Below are 15,251 nucleotides of genomic sequence, written 5' to 3'. Positions count from 1 at the left end.
CAGCCGATGCGTTGCAATCCGGCATCAGCTGGGGGAGTGTCATTGCATGACGGAAATCGCCGAAACCCGCGCCTTCGAGGCGTCTGACGACGCCGCCGGGCAGCGCCTCGACCGCTGGCTCACCGCCAGCGCCGAAAACCTGTCCCGCTCGCGCCTGAAAGCCCTGATCGAAGAGGGCCAGGTCCTGCTCGGCGGCGCACCGGTGACCGACCCCTCGGCCAAGGTCATCGCGGGCGGCGTCTACAGCGTCGCCATACCGGCCCCGCGGCCCGATGCACCGACGCCGGAACCGATGGATCTCAACGTCCTGCACGAAGACAATGACCTCATCGTATTGTTGAAACCGGCCGGCCTGTCGGTGCACCCGGCGGCGGGTCATTGGTCCGGCACGCTGGTGCACGGCCTGCTGCACCATTGCGCGGGATCGCTGTCGGGCATTGGTGGTGTTGAACGACCCGGCATTGTTCATCGCCTCGACAAGGAAACCTCCGGCGTGATGGTGGTGGCCAAGTCGGACGCCGCCCACAAGGGGCTGAGCATCCAGTTCGCCCGCCACACGGTCGAGCGCGCCTATATCGCCTTCACCCGCAACGCCCCCAATCCGAAATCCGGCCGCATCGCGACCCAGCTGGCGCGCTCCTCTCGCGACCGCAAGAAATTCGAAGTGCCGCACGATCCCAACTCGGAGGCCGGCAAGCATGCGATCACGAACTACACCACGCTGAAACGCTTCGGTCAGGCCGAGGGCGCAGCGGTCGGGACCGGCATGGCGGCCAAGGTCGAATGCCGACTCGAGACCGGTCGCACCCACCAGATCCGGGTCCATATGGCGCATATTAACTGCCCGCTTCTGGGCGATCCCATGTATGGCCAGAAACGTGGCCGCCTGCTCGACCATGACGATGACAGCGGTACACTGCGCGCCTTCCGCCGCCAGGCGCTGCACGCCGCCATCCTGGGCTTTGATCACCCGGTCACCGGCGAGGCGCTGCGCTTCGAGACCGATCTTCCCGATGACATGAAACGCGTGGAAGCGATCCTGGAAACGCTGTGAACCGCTGTGAACCGCTGACGAGGAGAACGACACATGCCAAAGACCCAGACCATGACACGTGGCGTTGGCGGTTCGACGGCCCAGGCTGAGCTGGCGAAGCTCACCGACCGGCTCAGCCATTGCCAGCCCATCCCGGTCGAACGCCTCAGCGAACGGCTGGACGGGCTGCGCGAGCGGATGAAAACCGCCGGGCTGGACGCGATCTGGCTCAATGCCGGCAGCAATCTCAACTATTATACCGGCCTGCGCTGGCCAGCCACGGAACGACTGGTCGGCGCCCTCGTCACCATCGATGGCGGATTGACCTATCTCGGGCCGGCCTTCGAGACCGGGACGCTGGAAGGCTTCATGCGCCTGAACGCGCCACTATCGGTCTGGGAGGAGCATGAAAGCCCCTATGCCCTGCTGGCCGGTCTGGATGGCGCCTCCGGGCGCCTCGGCCTCGATCCGACAACACCGCTGGTGACCGCCAATGCGATCTCGCAGGCCTGGCGCGGTGATATCGGCGATGCCAGCGAGGTGGTCCTGTCTGCCCGCATGACCAAGGATGCCGACGAGATCGCGCTCATGCAGGCCACCATGTCGGCGACGCTCGAGGTGCATGCCGCGACGGCGCGCATCCTCCGCCCCGGGATCACGACCCGGGAGGTCACCGAATTCATCCATGCCGCCCACAAGGTGATCGGCGCGCCGGGCGGATCGACCTTCTGCATTGTCCTGTTCGGACCGGACACCGCCTTCCCGCATGGCGTCGCCAATCCAAAAGCGCTGGAGGACGGCGATGTTGTGCTGATCGATACCGGCTGCGGCATGCATGGCTACCAATCCGATATCACGCGCTCCTATGTGTTTGGCGAAGCCGACGACCGGCAACGCGAAGTCTGGGAGGCGGAGAAAGCCTGCCAGCTGGCAGCCTTCCAAGCAGCACAGATCGGGGTCGCCTGCAGCGCCGTCGATGCCGCTGCCCGCACCGAGGCGGAACGACGCGGATTCGGACCTGGCTATGACCTGCCCGGCATCCCGCACCGCACCGGCCATGGCATCGGCCTGGACATCCATGAAGGTCCCTATCTGGTCGGGGGCGATGACACGCCACTGGAAGCCGGCATGTGTTTTTCCAATGAGCCGATGATTTGTGTGCCCGGCCAGTTCGGTATCCGGCTGGAGGATCATTTCTACATGACGCCGACCGGCCCGCGCTGGTTCACCGAGCCGGCGCATGCGGTCGATGATCCGTTCGGCTAGCGCTCGCCGCTGACGGCTTTGAGGCCGACAATGCCGATCAGGATCAGCGCCAGGAAGAAGATGCGCAAATGCGTCGCCGGCTCGTTGAAAACGAGGATGCCAAGCGTCGCCACGCCCAGCGCCCCGATCCCGGTCCACACCGCATAGGCGGTGCCGGCCGGCAGGGATTTCATGGCGACCCACAACAACGCCATCGAGGCGGCGAGCACGGCGAAGACGGCCGCGTGCTGCCACCAGGGCGCATCGCTGCGGACATATTTGAACCCCAGCGCCCAGCCCATCTCGCAGATGCCGCCGAGCACCAACAGGGTCCAGGGATTGGTCAGGAAGGCCACCGGCTCAGTCCTGGCGTCGGAAATTGCGCGCCCAGACCTCGGCGATGATCGGGTCGGCCTCGGTCGCCTCCACCGCCGGCAGAAGAGCCGGGCAGACACGGGCGAAGCTGGAGCGCCCCGGCGACCAACGGCACATCATGGCGACATAGACGTCCAACAGGCTGAGACTGTCGCCGAGCAGGAAGCGGCCGGGAGCACCGTCAAACGCATCATTCATCAAGGTCCACATGTCGTTGCGGCGCTGATTGGTCATCGCCAGCAGGGTCTCATGGGTTGCGGGGTCGGGGTGAAAACGCTCCGGCCCGTCCGACAAGGTGAAGGTGGAATAGATGCTGGCCGCCAGAAACAGCATCCAGCGCAGATATTCGGCGCGCTCCGGTGCGTCGACAGCGGGCGCGATACCGGCCTCGGGATAATGATCACCGAGCCAGATGAGGATGGCGGCGCTCTCGGTCATGACGCTGTCGTCCGGCAGGATGAGGGCGGGAACCTGGCCGGCCGGATTGACGGCGCGCACACGGCGCTGATCGGCCGCATCGCCCAAGGGATCAGCTTCGACGAAATCATACGCCGCCCCGACCAGTTCCAGCGCCGCCTCGACGCAGACCGAACCGAAACCCGCCTTGCCATAAAGCGTGTAGGACATCAGGCGCGTCCCTTGCGGATGGCGGCCTGGACCTTCAGCGCCTGGACCGTCATGCGGACATCATGAACCCGCACCATGGCGGCGCCGGCCGAAGCTGCGCGCAAGGCCGCTGCCAGCGATCCGCCGAGCCGCTCCATCTCGGCCGCGCCCTCGTCGATGGCGGCAATGAAACGTTTGCGCGAGGCGCCGAACAGGACCGGATAGCCGAGCCCGATCACCTGATCGAGGTCACGCATCAGGGCCAGATTGTGATCGAGCGATTTTCCGAAACCAATGCCCGGGTCGAGCCAGATACTGTCAGCACTGACGCCCTTCGCCATGGCGATATCGGCCCGCTCGGTCAGGAAGTCGCAGACCTCGGACACCACGTCGTCGTATTGCGGGTCCTTTTGCATCGTCTTGGGTGTGCCCGACATGTGCATGAGGATAACCGGCACGCCGAGTTCGGCCGCGGTCTCAAGGGCGCCGTCGGCTCGAAGCGCCATGACATCATTCCAGATATCGGCTCCGGCCTCGACGGCGGCGCGCGCCACGGCCGGTTTGAATGTGTCGATCGAAATGCGGGCGCCGGAGCGCTCGCGCAGGGTCTTGATCACCGGAATGACACGCCGCAGTTCTTCACCCTCGGCCACGGGCGCAGCACCCGGGCGGGTCGACTCGCCACCGACATCGATCACGTCGGCGCCGTTCTTCAACATCTCCAGACCCCGCTCGACCGCAGCTTCCTGGTCGATGAAATCACCGCCATCGGAAAAACTGTCCGGCGTGACATTGAGAACGCCCATCACGAAGGGCAGGTCGGATTGGCGACGGGAACGGAATTTGGCCATGACGATCCGTTTGCTGGAAAGCGGGAGGGTAACTGCCTGACCCTGATATACGCCGCAGCGCCACTGCGCGACAATTGAAAACCCCGGTCAGGGCCGATCAATCGCTGACAGTGTGCGATGTAAGGTCGATGACCAGACGGGAATAGATCTCACCTGCCTCCTGGCCGAGATGTACGGTCGCCGCAAAGCAAAAGCCCCGAGCCTGTCAGGCCCAGGGCTCATGAATTGCGACTTGCGAAAGCAGGTCAGGCGCCCTGCGGTTCCGGACCGGTTTCCGGCCCCTCATCCGTTGTCGGCACGGCGCTGGTCGGCGTGTCGCTGGGCGGGGTCGGCGTATCGTCGGGACGGCTCGGCGGTTTGCCGTTGAGCAGGTCGGTAATCTCGCTGCCCGACAGGGTCTCATACTCCAGCAGGCCTTCCGACAGGGTCTCCCAATCCTTGCGCTTGGCGGTCAGGATGCGGCGCGCCTCTTCCATGCCGGTCTGGACCAGATTACGGACCTCTTCCTCGATCTTGCGAGCCGTGGTGCCGGACACGGATTTGCTCTGCACCAGTTGCTGGCCGAGGAAAACCTCGCCCTGATTGTCGGCATAGTCGATCGGACCAAGCTCGTCGGAAAAGCCCCACTGGGTGACCATGGCCTTGGCCAGTCGGGTCGCCTGCTGGATGTCCGACGCGGCGCCGGACGTGACTTTCTCCTTACCGAACTTCATTTCCTCGGCAACGCGGCCGCCCATCATGATGGCGAGCCGCGAGGTCATTTCCTCATGCGTCATCGACATCTTGTCGCCTTCCGGCAATTGCATGACCATGCCCAGGGCGCGGCCACGCGGAATGATGGTTGCCTTGTGCACCGGGTCAGCCGACGGCACGTTGATAGCGACGATGGCATGGCCGGACTCGTGATAGGCGGTGAGCTGCTTTTCCTTCTCGGACATGACCATGGAACGCCGCTCCGGCCCCATCATCACCTTGTCCTTGGCGTCCTCGAATTCCTGCATAGCCACGCGGCGCTTGTTGCGACGGGCGGCCAGCAGGGCGGCCTCATTGACCAGGTTGGCGAGGTCGGCACCGGAGAAACCGGGCGTGCCACGCGCAATCACCTTGGGATCGACATCATCGGCCAGCGGCACATCGCGCATGTGGACCTTGACGATCTTCTCACGCCCGGTGATGTCCGGATTGGGCACCACGACCTGACGGTCGAAACGCCCCGGACGCAAGAGCGCCGGATCGAGCACGTCGGGACGGTTGGTGGCGGCGATCAGGATGATGCCTTCATTCGACTCAAACCCGTCCATCTCGACCAGGAGCTGGTTCAGGGTCTGTTCGCGTTCATCATTGCCACCACCGAGACCGGCACCACGCGAGCGACCGACCGCGTCGATCTCGTCAATAAAGATGATACAGGGCGCGTTCTTCTTGGCCTGTTCGAACATGTCACGGACACGGCTGGCACCGACACCGACAAACATTTCCACGAAATCGGAACCAGAGATCGTGAAGAAGGGGACATTGGCCTCACCGGCAACGGCGCGGGCCAGCAATGTCTTACCGGTGCCCGGAGGCCCGACAAGCAGGGCGCCTTTCGGGATCTTGCCGCCCAGACGCTGGAATTTCGACGGATCCTTCAGATATTCGACGACTTCCTGGAGTTCATCCTTGGCTTCATCGACACCGGCAACATCATCGAACGTCTTGCGGCCATGATGCTCGGTCAAAAGGCGCGCCTTCGACTTGCCAAAGCCCATCGCGCCGCCGCGCCCCCCACCCTGCATCTGGCGCATGAAGAATATCCAGACACCGATCAGCAGCAGCAGCGGGAACCAGTTAAACAGCATGGACAGGAAAATATTGCCATCTTCGGACACCGGCTCGACACGGACATTCACATCGGCTTCGCGCAACAAGCTGACCGTCTGCGTGTCAGACGGCGGCAGGGTCACCTCAAAGCTTTCGCCCGAATGGGTCAGGGCACGCAGCGTGTCGCCCTGGATCGTGGCGCTGGAAATCTCGCTGCGTTCAACCCGGTCGAGGAAATCCGAATAGGATGGTCCGCGTTGCTGGGATGCCGGGTCAGAGGACTGCCCCATCATCTGCATCAACACCATCAACAGGACCAGCACCACGGCCAGGATCGCAAAATTTCTCATGGGCATGCATTTATCCGTTCAATCAGTCGGTCATTCACGACCAGATATGGGCATTCCGGGCGCTCAGCGCCAGTCAGGCGCGCAGCCCGCTTGCAATCCCGACCCTTTCAGGCCGCATTCGGTTCATCAAACCATCTCGCCGCAGGGTGCGGCAGCAGACGCCTGCAAAATCTGTGCGCGAGCAGCGATCGCATGGTTGCGGAGCCGTCCGCTGCGGCAAATCCGGCGATCTCGACCACCTGGCCGTTCCGCTCGCCGACCAGCAGGCCGGATCGGGCCGGACCTGGCACAGGATCGAGTATAGCTCGATCCGACACACCTTGATACGCCTCCCCCAGCAAACGCCAATCAAGTTTGCGTTGACGGTTTGCAAGCTCGAAACGACCGTCGAAGATCCATGTTGACTGGCGACCACCAGAGCTTGCTGCCGTTTCGCACCAAGGCTCGGGGACGGGCCGGTCAACCCGGCCCAGAACGGCACCGGCATCGCGGACCATCCAAACCGCGCCGTCCCGCTCTTCCAGCAGTCGGATGCCGCAGCCCGACATCGGCCGGCCATCGCACAGCGCCGCGTCGATCGGTTCAAGCCGCGACCGAGTCGGGCTTTGTTCTTCCCCGGAGACCGCCATCACCAGCGCGTCGAGCAGGCAAAAGCGGATCGCCGGAGCCAGGGCCGACCAAGTGGCGCGGTCAATCCGTGCGCCCCCCCATGCCTCGATCCCGACACAGGTGCCGGCCGCGCGCCAGGCAGCCGCCCGTTCGGCCTGGATCAGCGCCTGCAGTGTCGTCGCCAAGGCGGCAAAGCGCGCCGTCTCGAAACCCGCCTCACCGAGCTGGCACAGCCTGCCCCGGGTGCGGATCCGCGCATAACGACAATCTTCATTCGACGGATCATCGACCCAGCGGCGGCCGGCGGCCGCCAGGATTTGCCGCAAATCCGCACGGTCGATGCTGAGGCAGGGGCGGATCAGCGTCAGGTCACGACCTTCCGGCCAGACCGGCGACGGTGCCGTCTCGGCCATCGCCGCTGCACTGCGCCAGCTGCCACCCGCAGCAAGGCGCAACCAGACCGTCTCGGACTGGTCGTCCCGCGTATGGGCCAGCATTAGCCGATCAATTCCATGCGTCTGACAGGCATTGGCCAACAGGCGATGACGGGCCTTGCGGGCGCGGGCCTGAATGCCAGCCCCGGCGCGAGCCTCCTGCCAGGGCAGGATATCGCACGGCCAACCCAGCTCTGCCGCAATACGGCTGACCTCTCGCGCCTCTTCGGCGGCCTCCGGCCGCAATCGGTGATCAACGGTGAAGACGTGGAGCCGCCGACCATTCCGGTCGGCCCAGTCCGATGCGATCAACAGCAGGGCGAGACTGTCACCACCGCCCGAGCAGGCGAGGCCGAGGACACCGTCCCCGCCCAGCCGGTCCAGCGCAGTGCCGACAATGTCGACGGCCGCAGTGCTCACGCCTATTGGCAGTTGGCGCGAACCGATTCCCGCGCGGCGCGAGCCTGCGAGGCCGGGGCAGCATTGGGGAATTGGCGCCCGAAACGGGACAGGGTCGCACAGGCATCTTCGGTGCGGCCCATCCCGTGCAGCGACGCGGCAAGCCGGACCAGTGCGTCCGGTGCCTTCTCACCCTCGGGGGCTTGGCGAAGCGAGGCGATATAGGCGTCGGCGGCCTGGGTAAAATCACTCCGGACATAGAAGGTTTCACCAAGCCAGTATTGCGCTTGCGCGGTCAGGGCATGATCGGGATTGTCCGCCACGAAGCTTTCGAAACCGCTTTGGGCGCCGTCGAAATCACCATCGAGCAGCCGCGCACGCGCCGTCTCATAGGCGATGGACGGGTCGGCCGGTGCGGCCGGGTTCGTACCGGCACTATCCGCCGCCGCCGGAGCACCGCCAAGCACACCGGTCGCGGCGGCGCGGGCCTCACCATGCGGGTCGGCCGGATCAATGATGGCAATCTGCGAACCGTCCGCCGCGTCGCCGTCGGCATCGAGACCATCCTGCATCCATGCCACAGCCGCATCGTCCATGGCCGGTGCCGCCGGACGGGCATTGGCCTCAAGCTCATTCTCGAGCGTCTCGACCTGTTGGCGCAATTGGCGGTTTTCGAAGCTGAGACGTTCCGCCTCGCCGGTCAGCGCCTGGACCTGGTACTCCAGCTCGTCCATGCGCCGGATCAATGCTTCCGCGACCGGGTCGCCGGCCATGAACTGGCGCTCCAGCTCGCCGATACGCACTTCCGTGGCATCGATGCGTTCAGACAATTCCCGGCGTGACTGGGCCTGGGCGGGCGCGGCGGCAATCAAGGCTGTCGCGAGGGCGGAGAGGCAAAGAACTCTGATCATGGAAACGCACCTATCGGACGAGGACGGCGAAATTACGGCTGCCCCGGAGAAGAATGGAAAACGCCCGCGACGGGTCGGTCACGGGCGTTTCCTGTTTCATGCCTGCACGAACTAGTTGGTGTAGCCGCCAACCAGTGTCGTGGCCGCATTGCGGTTGACCGCCCAGCAGGTTTCCGACGACTGCATGCAGGTCGGGCGTTCCTTGCCGTAAGAGGTGGTCGAGACCCGCGACGGGTCCACGCCCTGGCTGATCAGATAGGTGCGGGCCGCATTGGCGCGTCGTGCCCCGAGAGCCAGGTTGTACTCACGCGTTCCGCGCTCATCGCAATTGCCGGCCACCAGGATGCGGGCATCCGGGTAGGAGGCAAGCCAAGCCGCCTGGCGACGCAGGGTGGCGCGGGCTTCATCCGACAGGTCATGACGGTCGAGGCCGAAGAAAACCCGGTCGCCCGCGGCTTCAACAAAATGCGCGGTGGAGCCCAGTTCATATCCCGGGCCGGTATCGACAGGACCGGGATCCGGTTCGACAATCGGATCAGCCGCACGTACGGGGGCCGTGTCGTCGACCGGAGGAGTCGACGCACAAGCGGTCGCAAACGCCCCAAGCGCCGCAATAGCAAACAGTTTGATATTCATAATGTTACACCCTCAATCAGCCCAAGCGCAAACCGCCTGAGGCTTACTCCCAATCACGCGTCACGTGACGTTGAACCGATGACGGCCCCCCCATTGGTGCCGTTTACCGGACAAAACGTTACGCAGAAATCTGCTACTCAATCAAGGGCGACCATGCGGGGTCGGACGCCATTCCGCCCGTTGCGAGCCGCCTTAGATTGAAACCAGCCAGATCGACGCTCCAGATTTCATAACGCGTACCATTGGTGCGTGGTTCCCCGCGTGTGAACAGCAAAACACGTCCGTTCGGCGACCAGGCCGGCGTGTCGACGAAATAGCCTTCAAACAGAATCCGCTCGATTCCAGACCCATCGGCCCGGACAACGCCGAGCGCAAACTGGCCGCCGATCTGCTTGGTAAACGCGATCAAATCCCCACGCGGCGACCAGACCGGTGTCGTGTAGCGACCCGAGCCGAAAGTCACACGCTGGACGTCGGACCCGTCGCGATCCATCACGTATAGCTGAGACCCACCGCCACGGGCTGACGAGAAAACAATACGCTCACCATCGGGCGAAAAGGATGGCTCGACATCATCGGCCGGGTGTTGCGTCAGGCGCTGCAGATTGCGGGTGCGAAGGTCGAACAGATGAATGTCGTGTCCGGACCGGGTCTCGATCGACACGGCCAGTTCCGATCCATCCGGTGAGAAACGCGCGGACAGGCTTTGCCCGTCCGGATCAACCTGGCTCGCTGCACCGGCGCCGCCGGAGGCGAACAGGGCTTCCTGGCGTCCGGTTTCAAGATTGTAGAGATAGGTCGTCGCCTGACCGTCGAGGAAGGAGACATAGGTGATCTCCTGGGCGCTCGGCGAATAATTGGGCAATAACGCCATGTAGGAGCGGTCGGTGAGAAAGGACGGATTGGCGCCGTCCTGGTCCATCAGGGCGAGCTGGCGGATCGGCTCCCCCTCAATGCCGCGGCCTTCCGAGACATAGACAATGCGCGTGTTGAAATAACCGGTCTCACCGGTGAGACGCTCATAGACGGCGTCCGCCAGACGGTGCGCCACGCGGCGCCAGTTTTCCGGCGCGGTGCGATATTGCAGGCCCAGGAGCTGCTCTTCCAGGCGCGTATCCCAGAGCCGGAAGCCGACCACGAGACGACCATCTTCCTGGATCGTCACGCTGCCAACCAGAAGGGCGTCGGCATTGATCACGCGCCAATCTGAAAAGCGCGGGCGCAGGTCGATATTGGTGATGTCCTCGATGAAGGCTTCCTGGTCGACCGGTGCGAACAGGCCGGAGCTGGCAAGGTCATTGGCGACCACGCGGGTGATGTCGGCGCCCCGACGCATCGCCTCGTCGGACACGCCGACAAAATCCGGTACGGCAATCGGCATAGGATCGAGATTGCCCTGGGTCACATCGACCCGCAGCGGTTCCTGGGCGATGGCGGATTCGGTCCAGCCGGTCAGGGCCAGAAGCGCGGCAATCAGGACAAGTATGCGGGTCATGGGACAGGGTCTCCGGGACGGGTGTGACTAGCCACCGTATAAGGACGGCGAAAAATTGACCTCAATTTGACGCCATTGGGAATAAGCTTCCGGCGGCAATGAATAGGGCTGACATTGGACAGCCGCACGCAAGGCCCGCTCGCCGGCAACGCGCAGATAGGGGTTGGGCGAATTGAGTACGCGAGCCTGGTCAATAATGCGTGGCGGCGCCGACAATTCGCCGTTGCGGTTGAGTTGCAGGACAAGCTGCACGGCCAGTTCGTCCGGTTCGGGCGCATCCAGCGAAGCCCGCCAGCAACGGGACAAGTGGGATCGCAGCAGGTCTTGCAAAGTCGCCGTCATCTGCTCGCCATTGCCGACCGCATTGCGGCGGGCACCGTCATCAGCCGCCTGGGTATCGCGCGTCTCGGCAACGCTGCGCGACAAATCGCCCAACATGTCGTTCAGCGAAGGTTCGGCCGGCTCGGGCTGGCGCTCGCTGGGGCGCTCCGGTTGCGGTTGCTGACGCACCGGCTCGGGTTCGGGCTCCGGCGCGTCTTCGACGGGCGCGGGCTCCGGCTCGGCCGGGGTTTCCGGTGCCGTATCGATGATTTCCGGCTCGGTCTCGACGGGTTCCGGTTCTGGCACCGGCGCTGCTTCAACGGGTTCGTCGATTGCGTCGTCAATCGTGACTTCGGGTTCGTCTTCGACGACAGGCTCCGGATCCGGCCTTGCCGCCCGGATATTCGTCCGCTCACCCAGGGTCACCAGCTCGATCGGGATGATCGGCGTGGTTTCGAACACGGTCGCGACGCGGGGCAGATAAATCAACCCCGCGGCTATGATGCCGCCGTGCACAAAAAGGGAAAGGACAAAACCACGCACAGAATGACCGCCGTTATTGCTCGATCGGGTCCGTGACCAGGCCCAGATTGGAGAAGCCGGCCGCATTGATATTGGCCATCACCCGGGCGACATCGCCATAGGCGGCACCATCATCGGCCCGGATATAGATCCGGGCGTCGAAACCAGTACCGGCAATCGCGCGCAGACGCGGCACGAGTTCGGTGATCTGGACTTCCGTTTCCTGCAGATAAATTACACCGCTCGCATCGATTGTGACCGTCAGCGGCTCCTCGCCGGCTGGCAGGCTGCGCGCTTCGGTTTCCGGCAGGTTGACCGGCACCCCGACCGTAAGCAGCGGCGCCGTGATCATGAAGACGATCAGCAGGACCAGCATCACATCGACGAAGGGCGTGACATTGATTTCCGCCTTCGGCTTCCAACGGGCGCGGCCCCGCCCCGAACCGCCGCTATCAAGTGAGACAGCCATCGGCCTAAAGCCCGTCGCGATCGGCAAGCGCCGAAAGCTCATCCACGAAGCCATCGAGGCGGGAGCCGTATTTGGCGATATTGGCTGACAAGGCGTTGAAGAAGATCACCGCCGGGATGGCGGCCAACAGGCCGAGCGCCGTCGCGAACAGGGCCTCGGCGATGCCCGGGGCGACGACAGCAAGATTGGTTTCCTGGGACGCCGCGATAGCGCGGAAGGCATTCATGATGCCCCAAACCGTACCGAACAGGCCAACAAAGGGCGCTGCCGACGCGATGGTCGCGAGGATACCCAGCCCGCCTTCCGAACTCGTCATCTGGCGTCCGGCTTCCGCACCCGCTGCCTTGGAGACGCGGCCGCCGGGATTGTCGCCCTTCCATTCGCGCAGACCCGCGGCGAAGACGCGTGAAAACGGCTCGCGTGCCGTCTTGGCAAACTGGTCGGCGAGAGCGTCAAGCGAGCGGCCGGACCAGAATTCACGCTCGAAATGCTTGGCCTTGGCGTGCAGGCCGCGCAATTGCAGCGCCTTGTCGATCGCAATGGCCCAGGACCAGACCGACATGAAGGCGAGAATGCCCATCACACCTTTCACAACCCAGTCGGCGCGCATGAACAACGCGTAGAAGGAGAAGCCTTCCACGACCTGCGCAACCTCAACGACAGAAGACTCCATAACGCTCACCCTTGCGCTCCGGACCCGCGCCCCGCGCCGATCCGATACCTTGTTTCACAATCCATCCGACGCCATGCAGGCATCATGCCTGCAACAACGCACTCCGCCCGGGACGGATCCTTGCCTATCGAATACGGCAAATTTCAGGAGGTGATAACCGTAAATACTGCGCGATCACGTCTCGTCGTTATGGGCAACCGAGTGCGAGGCGACTTCCTCGATCACATCCCAGTGCTCGACGATGCGCCCGTCTTCGAGCCTAAGCAGGTCGCAGGCGCGATAGGTGGCGCCGTCCATGTCGAAACAGGAGAAGACCGCAACATAGGGGCCCTCGCCGACCATTTCATCGACACCATGATAGGTCAGGCCGGGGCGCGGGCGGCGGCGGTCCACCAGCGCGTCATAGCCTTCCGGCCGGCAGCAGGCGCCCGGTGAGTGGCTGACGAAACGTCCGCGATCAATGAAGGCGTCACGGTGCTCGACACCGCCATCACGCACCACCATCCGTATGAAAGCGCTGACCTGAGCCTTGTTCAGGGCGCCCTCGTTTTCAAGATTGGGGTCCGGATCCGCCGCCGATGACACGGCACAATACCCGTCGCTCGCAGTGAAACGTGCCGACACCTGACGCTTCACGGTCATCGGTCCTGTCCGGTCACGCCGGACCATGCTCATCGTCACCCAGACGTCGCCGTCGGCTTCGACTTCATGCACCGAGTGGATGAACATGTCCGCCCCGTCCTGCAACACACGGGCAACATTGAGCGCGAAATTGGGAGGTGGTGTCGACGGGCGCGTCGCGTCAGGCTTCGAGCGGCCGGGCGTTTTCAGATAGTCAGCCAACTATATTCCCCTATTACCTACAGGGGTAGCGACTGCCACGGTGCCAGGCAAGTCATCTCCATGAGCTTTTGCATGCTATTATTGCAACTGCGACTTATTCCTGCAAACCTTCCGAAACATAGTGGACCCACTTCTGTCGCATCCATTGCGGCGGCCGCTTGGCCCGCCCGGCGCCGTCAATACAGACGGCCTGAACCGTGGCAATCGCCACGACCTCGCCTTCCCTGGTCAGGCGCTGCTCCATCATCAGGCGCGCACCCTGTTGCGGTCGAAATGCTGTTTCAACAATCAACACATCGTCGACGCGCGCCGCGCGCACGAATTCGACACCCATCCGACGCACCGCAAAGGCGAGCGATGGTTCCATCGCAGCGAGTTCCGAATGATGGATGCCACAAGCGCGCAAGCTCTCGGTTCGACCGCGCTCAAAGAAGTGGAGATAGCGCGCATGATAGACCACGCCGGAAAAGTCGGTGTCCTCGTAATAGACGCGCACGGGCAGGCGATGGACAAAATCATCGCCGAACGCCCCGGCGGCCGGCATCAACGGCGCATTGGTCATTTTCCGAACAAGCCTCCCGGCGCGGCTGCCGGTTGTGGCGGCGCCAGCCCCAAATGCTCCCAGGCCCGCCCGGTCGCGGTCCGGCCACGCGGGGTGCGCTGGATGAAGCCCTGCTGGATCAGGAAGGGCTCGACCACATCTTCCAGCGCGTCTCGGGCCTCGGCCAGGGCTGCCGCCAGCGTCTCGACACCCACCGGACCGCCGCCAAAACTCTCGGTCAGGGCCTTCAGATAACGGCGATCCAGACTGTCGAGTCCGATCGCATCGACCTCCAGCCGCTTCAAGGCCCGATCAGCAACAAGATCGGTGATCGCCGTCGCGTCTTCGGCCTCAGCAAAATCACGCACCCGGCGCAACAGGCGGCCGGCAACCCGCGGCGTGCCACGGGCACGGCGGGCGATCTCACGCGCGCCATCCGGCGTCGCCCCGATCCCCAGCTTTGACGCGGCCCGGGTGACAATGAAGCCAAGCTCCGCCTCGTCATAGAATTCCAGCCGCACCGGCACACCAAAACGGTCGCGCAGCGGCGTTGCCAGCAGACCGGCCCGCGTTGTCGCTCCGACCAGCGTGAAAGGCGGAAGCTCGATCCGCACGGTCCGGGCCGACGGCCCCTCGCCGATCACCAGGTCGAGGCAGAAATCCTCCATCGCCGGGTACAGAATTTCTTCAACGGCCGGTGCCAAGCGGTGGATCTCGTCAATGAACAAGACGTCGCGTGGTTCGAGATTGGTCAGGATCGCTGCCAAGTCGCCGGCCTTGGCGATCACCGGGCCGGACGTCGCCCGGAATCCGACGCCCATTTCCCGCGCCACGATCTGGGCCAGCGTCGTTTTGCCCAGCCCGGGAGGGCCCGACAGGAGCACATGATCCAGTGCCTCCTCGCGCCGGCGCGCAGCCTCAACGAAGACTTTCAGGTTCGCGATCGCCGCCTTCTGGCCGACGAAATCGGAGAAAGACAAGGGTCGCAGCGCACGGTCCCGCCCGTCGCCAGGCTGCATGTCTTGGTCAACAAGGCGGTCATCGCCGGAAGGGTCAGGAGCGTCAGTCATGATCGCCGGGATGTATCGTGATCCGGGTTCCCGCGTCCATGAACACGTGTTCGTCGGCCCGGCGC

At 64.0% G+C, this 15,251-nt stretch carries 16 protein-coding genes; 2 read left to right on the top strand and 14 right to left on the bottom strand.

Annotated features, from left to right (window positions below; genetic code table 11):
* Nucleotides 1-46: 46 nt before the first annotated feature.
* The gene (locus AWH62_RS14515) at nucleotides 47-1,054 is read left to right on the top strand and encodes an RluA family pseudouridine synthase (RefSeq protein ID WP_075191230.1); all 1,008 of its coding nucleotides are present in this window, start codon (nucleotides 47-49) and stop codon (nucleotides 1,052-1,054) included.
* A 51-nt stretch (nucleotides 1,055-1,105) separates the two neighbouring features.
* Complete coding sequence (locus tag AWH62_RS14510) at nucleotides 1,106-2,299, top strand: Xaa-Pro peptidase family protein (RefSeq protein WP_075191229.1); 1,194 nt, start codon at nucleotides 1,106-1,108, stop codon at nucleotides 2,297-2,299.
* Here AWH62_RS14510 and AWH62_RS14505 read toward each other — a convergent pair.
* The 14 genes from AWH62_RS14505 to ruvB form a co-directional block, all read right to left on the bottom strand.
* The gene (locus AWH62_RS14505) at nucleotides 2,296-2,634 is read right to left on the bottom strand and encodes a multidrug efflux SMR transporter (protein WP_075191228.1); all 339 of its coding nucleotides are present in this window, start codon (nucleotides 2,632-2,634) and stop codon (nucleotides 2,296-2,298) included. The two genes, AWH62_RS14510 and AWH62_RS14505, sit on opposite strands and share 4 nt — an antisense overlap.
* Nucleotides 2,635-2,638: 4 nt before the next feature.
* On the bottom strand, nucleotides 2,639-3,280 hold the full coding sequence (locus tag AWH62_RS14500) for a glutathione S-transferase N-terminal domain-containing protein (protein ID WP_075191227.1): 642 nt from the start codon (nucleotides 3,278-3,280) through the stop codon (nucleotides 2,639-2,641).
* Entirely contained in the window at nucleotides 3,280-4,110 is an 831-nt protein-coding gene (gene folP / locus AWH62_RS14495) for a dihydropteroate synthase (protein ID WP_075191226.1), read from the bottom strand. Before folP ends, AWH62_RS14500 begins: the two co-directional genes overlap by 1 nt.
* Nucleotides 4,111-4,355: 245 nt before the next feature.
* On the bottom strand, nucleotides 4,356-6,269 hold the full coding sequence (gene ftsH / locus AWH62_RS14490; RefSeq protein WP_075191225.1) for an ATP-dependent zinc metalloprotease FtsH: 1,914 nt from the start codon (nucleotides 6,267-6,269) through the stop codon (nucleotides 4,356-4,358).
* Between the two features lie 101 nt (nucleotides 6,270-6,370).
* The gene (tilS, locus tag AWH62_RS14485) at nucleotides 6,371-7,726 is read right to left on the bottom strand and encodes a tRNA lysidine(34) synthetase TilS (protein ID WP_075191224.1); all 1,356 of its coding nucleotides are present in this window, start codon (nucleotides 7,724-7,726) and stop codon (nucleotides 6,371-6,373) included.
* A 2-nt stretch (nucleotides 7,727-7,728) separates the two neighbouring features.
* Nucleotides 7,729-8,616: a tol-pal system protein YbgF gene (ybgF, locus tag AWH62_RS14480; protein ID WP_083635227.1), complete on the bottom strand. Its 888-nt coding sequence runs from the start codon at nucleotides 8,614-8,616 to the stop codon at nucleotides 7,729-7,731.
* A 111-nt stretch (nucleotides 8,617-8,727) separates the two neighbouring features.
* Nucleotides 8,728-9,252, bottom strand: a complete 525-nt coding sequence (pal, locus tag AWH62_RS14475; protein ID WP_075191222.1) for a peptidoglycan-associated lipoprotein Pal — start codon at nucleotides 9,250-9,252, stop codon at nucleotides 8,728-8,730.
* Between the two features lie 133 nt (nucleotides 9,253-9,385).
* A complete protein-coding gene (locus AWH62_RS14470; protein ID WP_075191221.1) occupies nucleotides 9,386-10,747 on the bottom strand; it encodes a Tol-Pal system beta propeller repeat protein TolB in 1,362 nt (453 codons plus the stop codon).
* A gap of 27 nt (nucleotides 10,748-10,774) precedes the next feature.
* Nucleotides 10,775-11,557: a hypothetical protein gene (locus AWH62_RS14465; RefSeq protein ID WP_143743086.1), complete on the bottom strand. Its 783-nt coding sequence runs from the start codon at nucleotides 11,555-11,557 to the stop codon at nucleotides 10,775-10,777.
* Nucleotides 11,558-11,624: 67 nt separating this feature from the next.
* Nucleotides 11,625-12,059 (bottom strand): biopolymer transporter ExbD, encoded by a 435-nt coding sequence (locus AWH62_RS14460; protein WP_075191219.1) that lies wholly within the window; start codon nucleotides 12,057-12,059, stop codon nucleotides 11,625-11,627.
* A gap of 4 nt (nucleotides 12,060-12,063) precedes the next feature.
* The gene (tolQ, locus tag AWH62_RS14455) at nucleotides 12,064-12,732 is read right to left on the bottom strand and encodes a protein TolQ (protein ID WP_075191218.1); all 669 of its coding nucleotides are present in this window, start codon (nucleotides 12,730-12,732) and stop codon (nucleotides 12,064-12,066) included.
* A 174-nt stretch (nucleotides 12,733-12,906) separates the two neighbouring features.
* On the bottom strand, nucleotides 12,907-13,575 hold the full coding sequence (locus AWH62_RS14450; protein WP_143743085.1) for a hypothetical protein: 669 nt from the start codon (nucleotides 13,573-13,575) through the stop codon (nucleotides 12,907-12,909).
* A 94-nt stretch (nucleotides 13,576-13,669) separates the two neighbouring features.
* On the bottom strand, nucleotides 13,670-14,137 hold the full coding sequence (ybgC, locus tag AWH62_RS14445; RefSeq protein ID WP_075191216.1) for a tol-pal system-associated acyl-CoA thioesterase: 468 nt from the start codon (nucleotides 14,135-14,137) through the stop codon (nucleotides 13,670-13,672).
* Nucleotides 14,134-15,186 carry a Holliday junction branch migration DNA helicase RuvB gene (gene ruvB, locus AWH62_RS14440; RefSeq protein WP_075191215.1) on the bottom strand — a complete coding sequence of 351 codons (1,053 nt, stop codon included), beginning with the start codon at nucleotides 15,184-15,186 and terminating at the stop codon, nucleotides 14,134-14,136. Before ruvB ends, ybgC begins: the two co-directional genes overlap by 4 nt.
* Nucleotides 15,187-15,251: the final 65 nt, after the last annotated feature.

The organism is Maricaulis sp. W15, from assembly GCF_001924955.1.
Taxonomy (GTDB): domain Bacteria; phylum Pseudomonadota; class Alphaproteobacteria; order Caulobacterales; family Maricaulaceae; genus Maricaulis; species Maricaulis maris.
The sequence above is the reverse complement of the archived record's forward strand: the minus strand, read 5'-3'. Positions and strand labels throughout refer to the sequence as shown.

Coding starts and splice junctions, on each gene's coding strand:
- AWH62_RS14470 (WP_075191221.1), bottom strand. CDS start 10,747: ATGACCCGCATACTTGTCCTGATTGCCGCGCTTCTGGCCCTGACCGGC.
- ybgF (WP_083635227.1), bottom strand. CDS start 8,616: ATGATCAGAGTTCTTTGCCTCTCCGCCCTCGCGACAGCCTTGATTGCC.
- ruvB (WP_075191215.1), bottom strand. CDS start 15,186: ATGACTGACGCTCCTGACCCTTCCGGCGATGACCGCCTTGTTGACCAA.
- AWH62_RS14500 (WP_075191227.1), bottom strand. CDS start 3,280: ATGTCCTACACGCTTTATGGCAAGGCGGGTTTCGGTTCGGTCTGCGTC.
- folP (WP_075191226.1), bottom strand. CDS start 4,110: ATGGCCAAATTCCGTTCCCGTCGCCAATCCGACCTGCCCTTCGTGATG.
- tolQ (WP_075191218.1), bottom strand. CDS start 12,732: ATGGAGTCTTCTGTCGTTGAGGTTGCGCAGGTCGTGGAAGGCTTCTCC.
- ftsH (WP_075191225.1), bottom strand. CDS start 6,269: ATGCCCATGAGAAATTTTGCGATCCTGGCCGTGGTGCTGGTCCTGTTG.
- AWH62_RS14515 (WP_075191230.1), top strand. CDS start 47: ATGACGGAAATCGCCGAAACCCGCGCCTTCGAGGCGTCTGACGACGCC.
- AWH62_RS14460 (WP_075191219.1), bottom strand. CDS start 12,059: ATGGCTGTCTCACTTGATAGCGGCGGTTCGGGGCGGGGCCGCGCCCGT.
- pal (WP_075191222.1), bottom strand. CDS start 9,252: ATGAATATCAAACTGTTTGCTATTGCGGCGCTTGGGGCGTTTGCGACC.
- ybgC (WP_075191216.1), bottom strand. CDS start 14,137: ATGACCAATGCGCCGTTGATGCCGGCCGCCGGGGCGTTCGGCGATGAT.
- AWH62_RS14510 (WP_075191229.1), top strand. CDS start 1,106: ATGACACGTGGCGTTGGCGGTTCGACGGCCCAGGCTGAGCTGGCGAAG.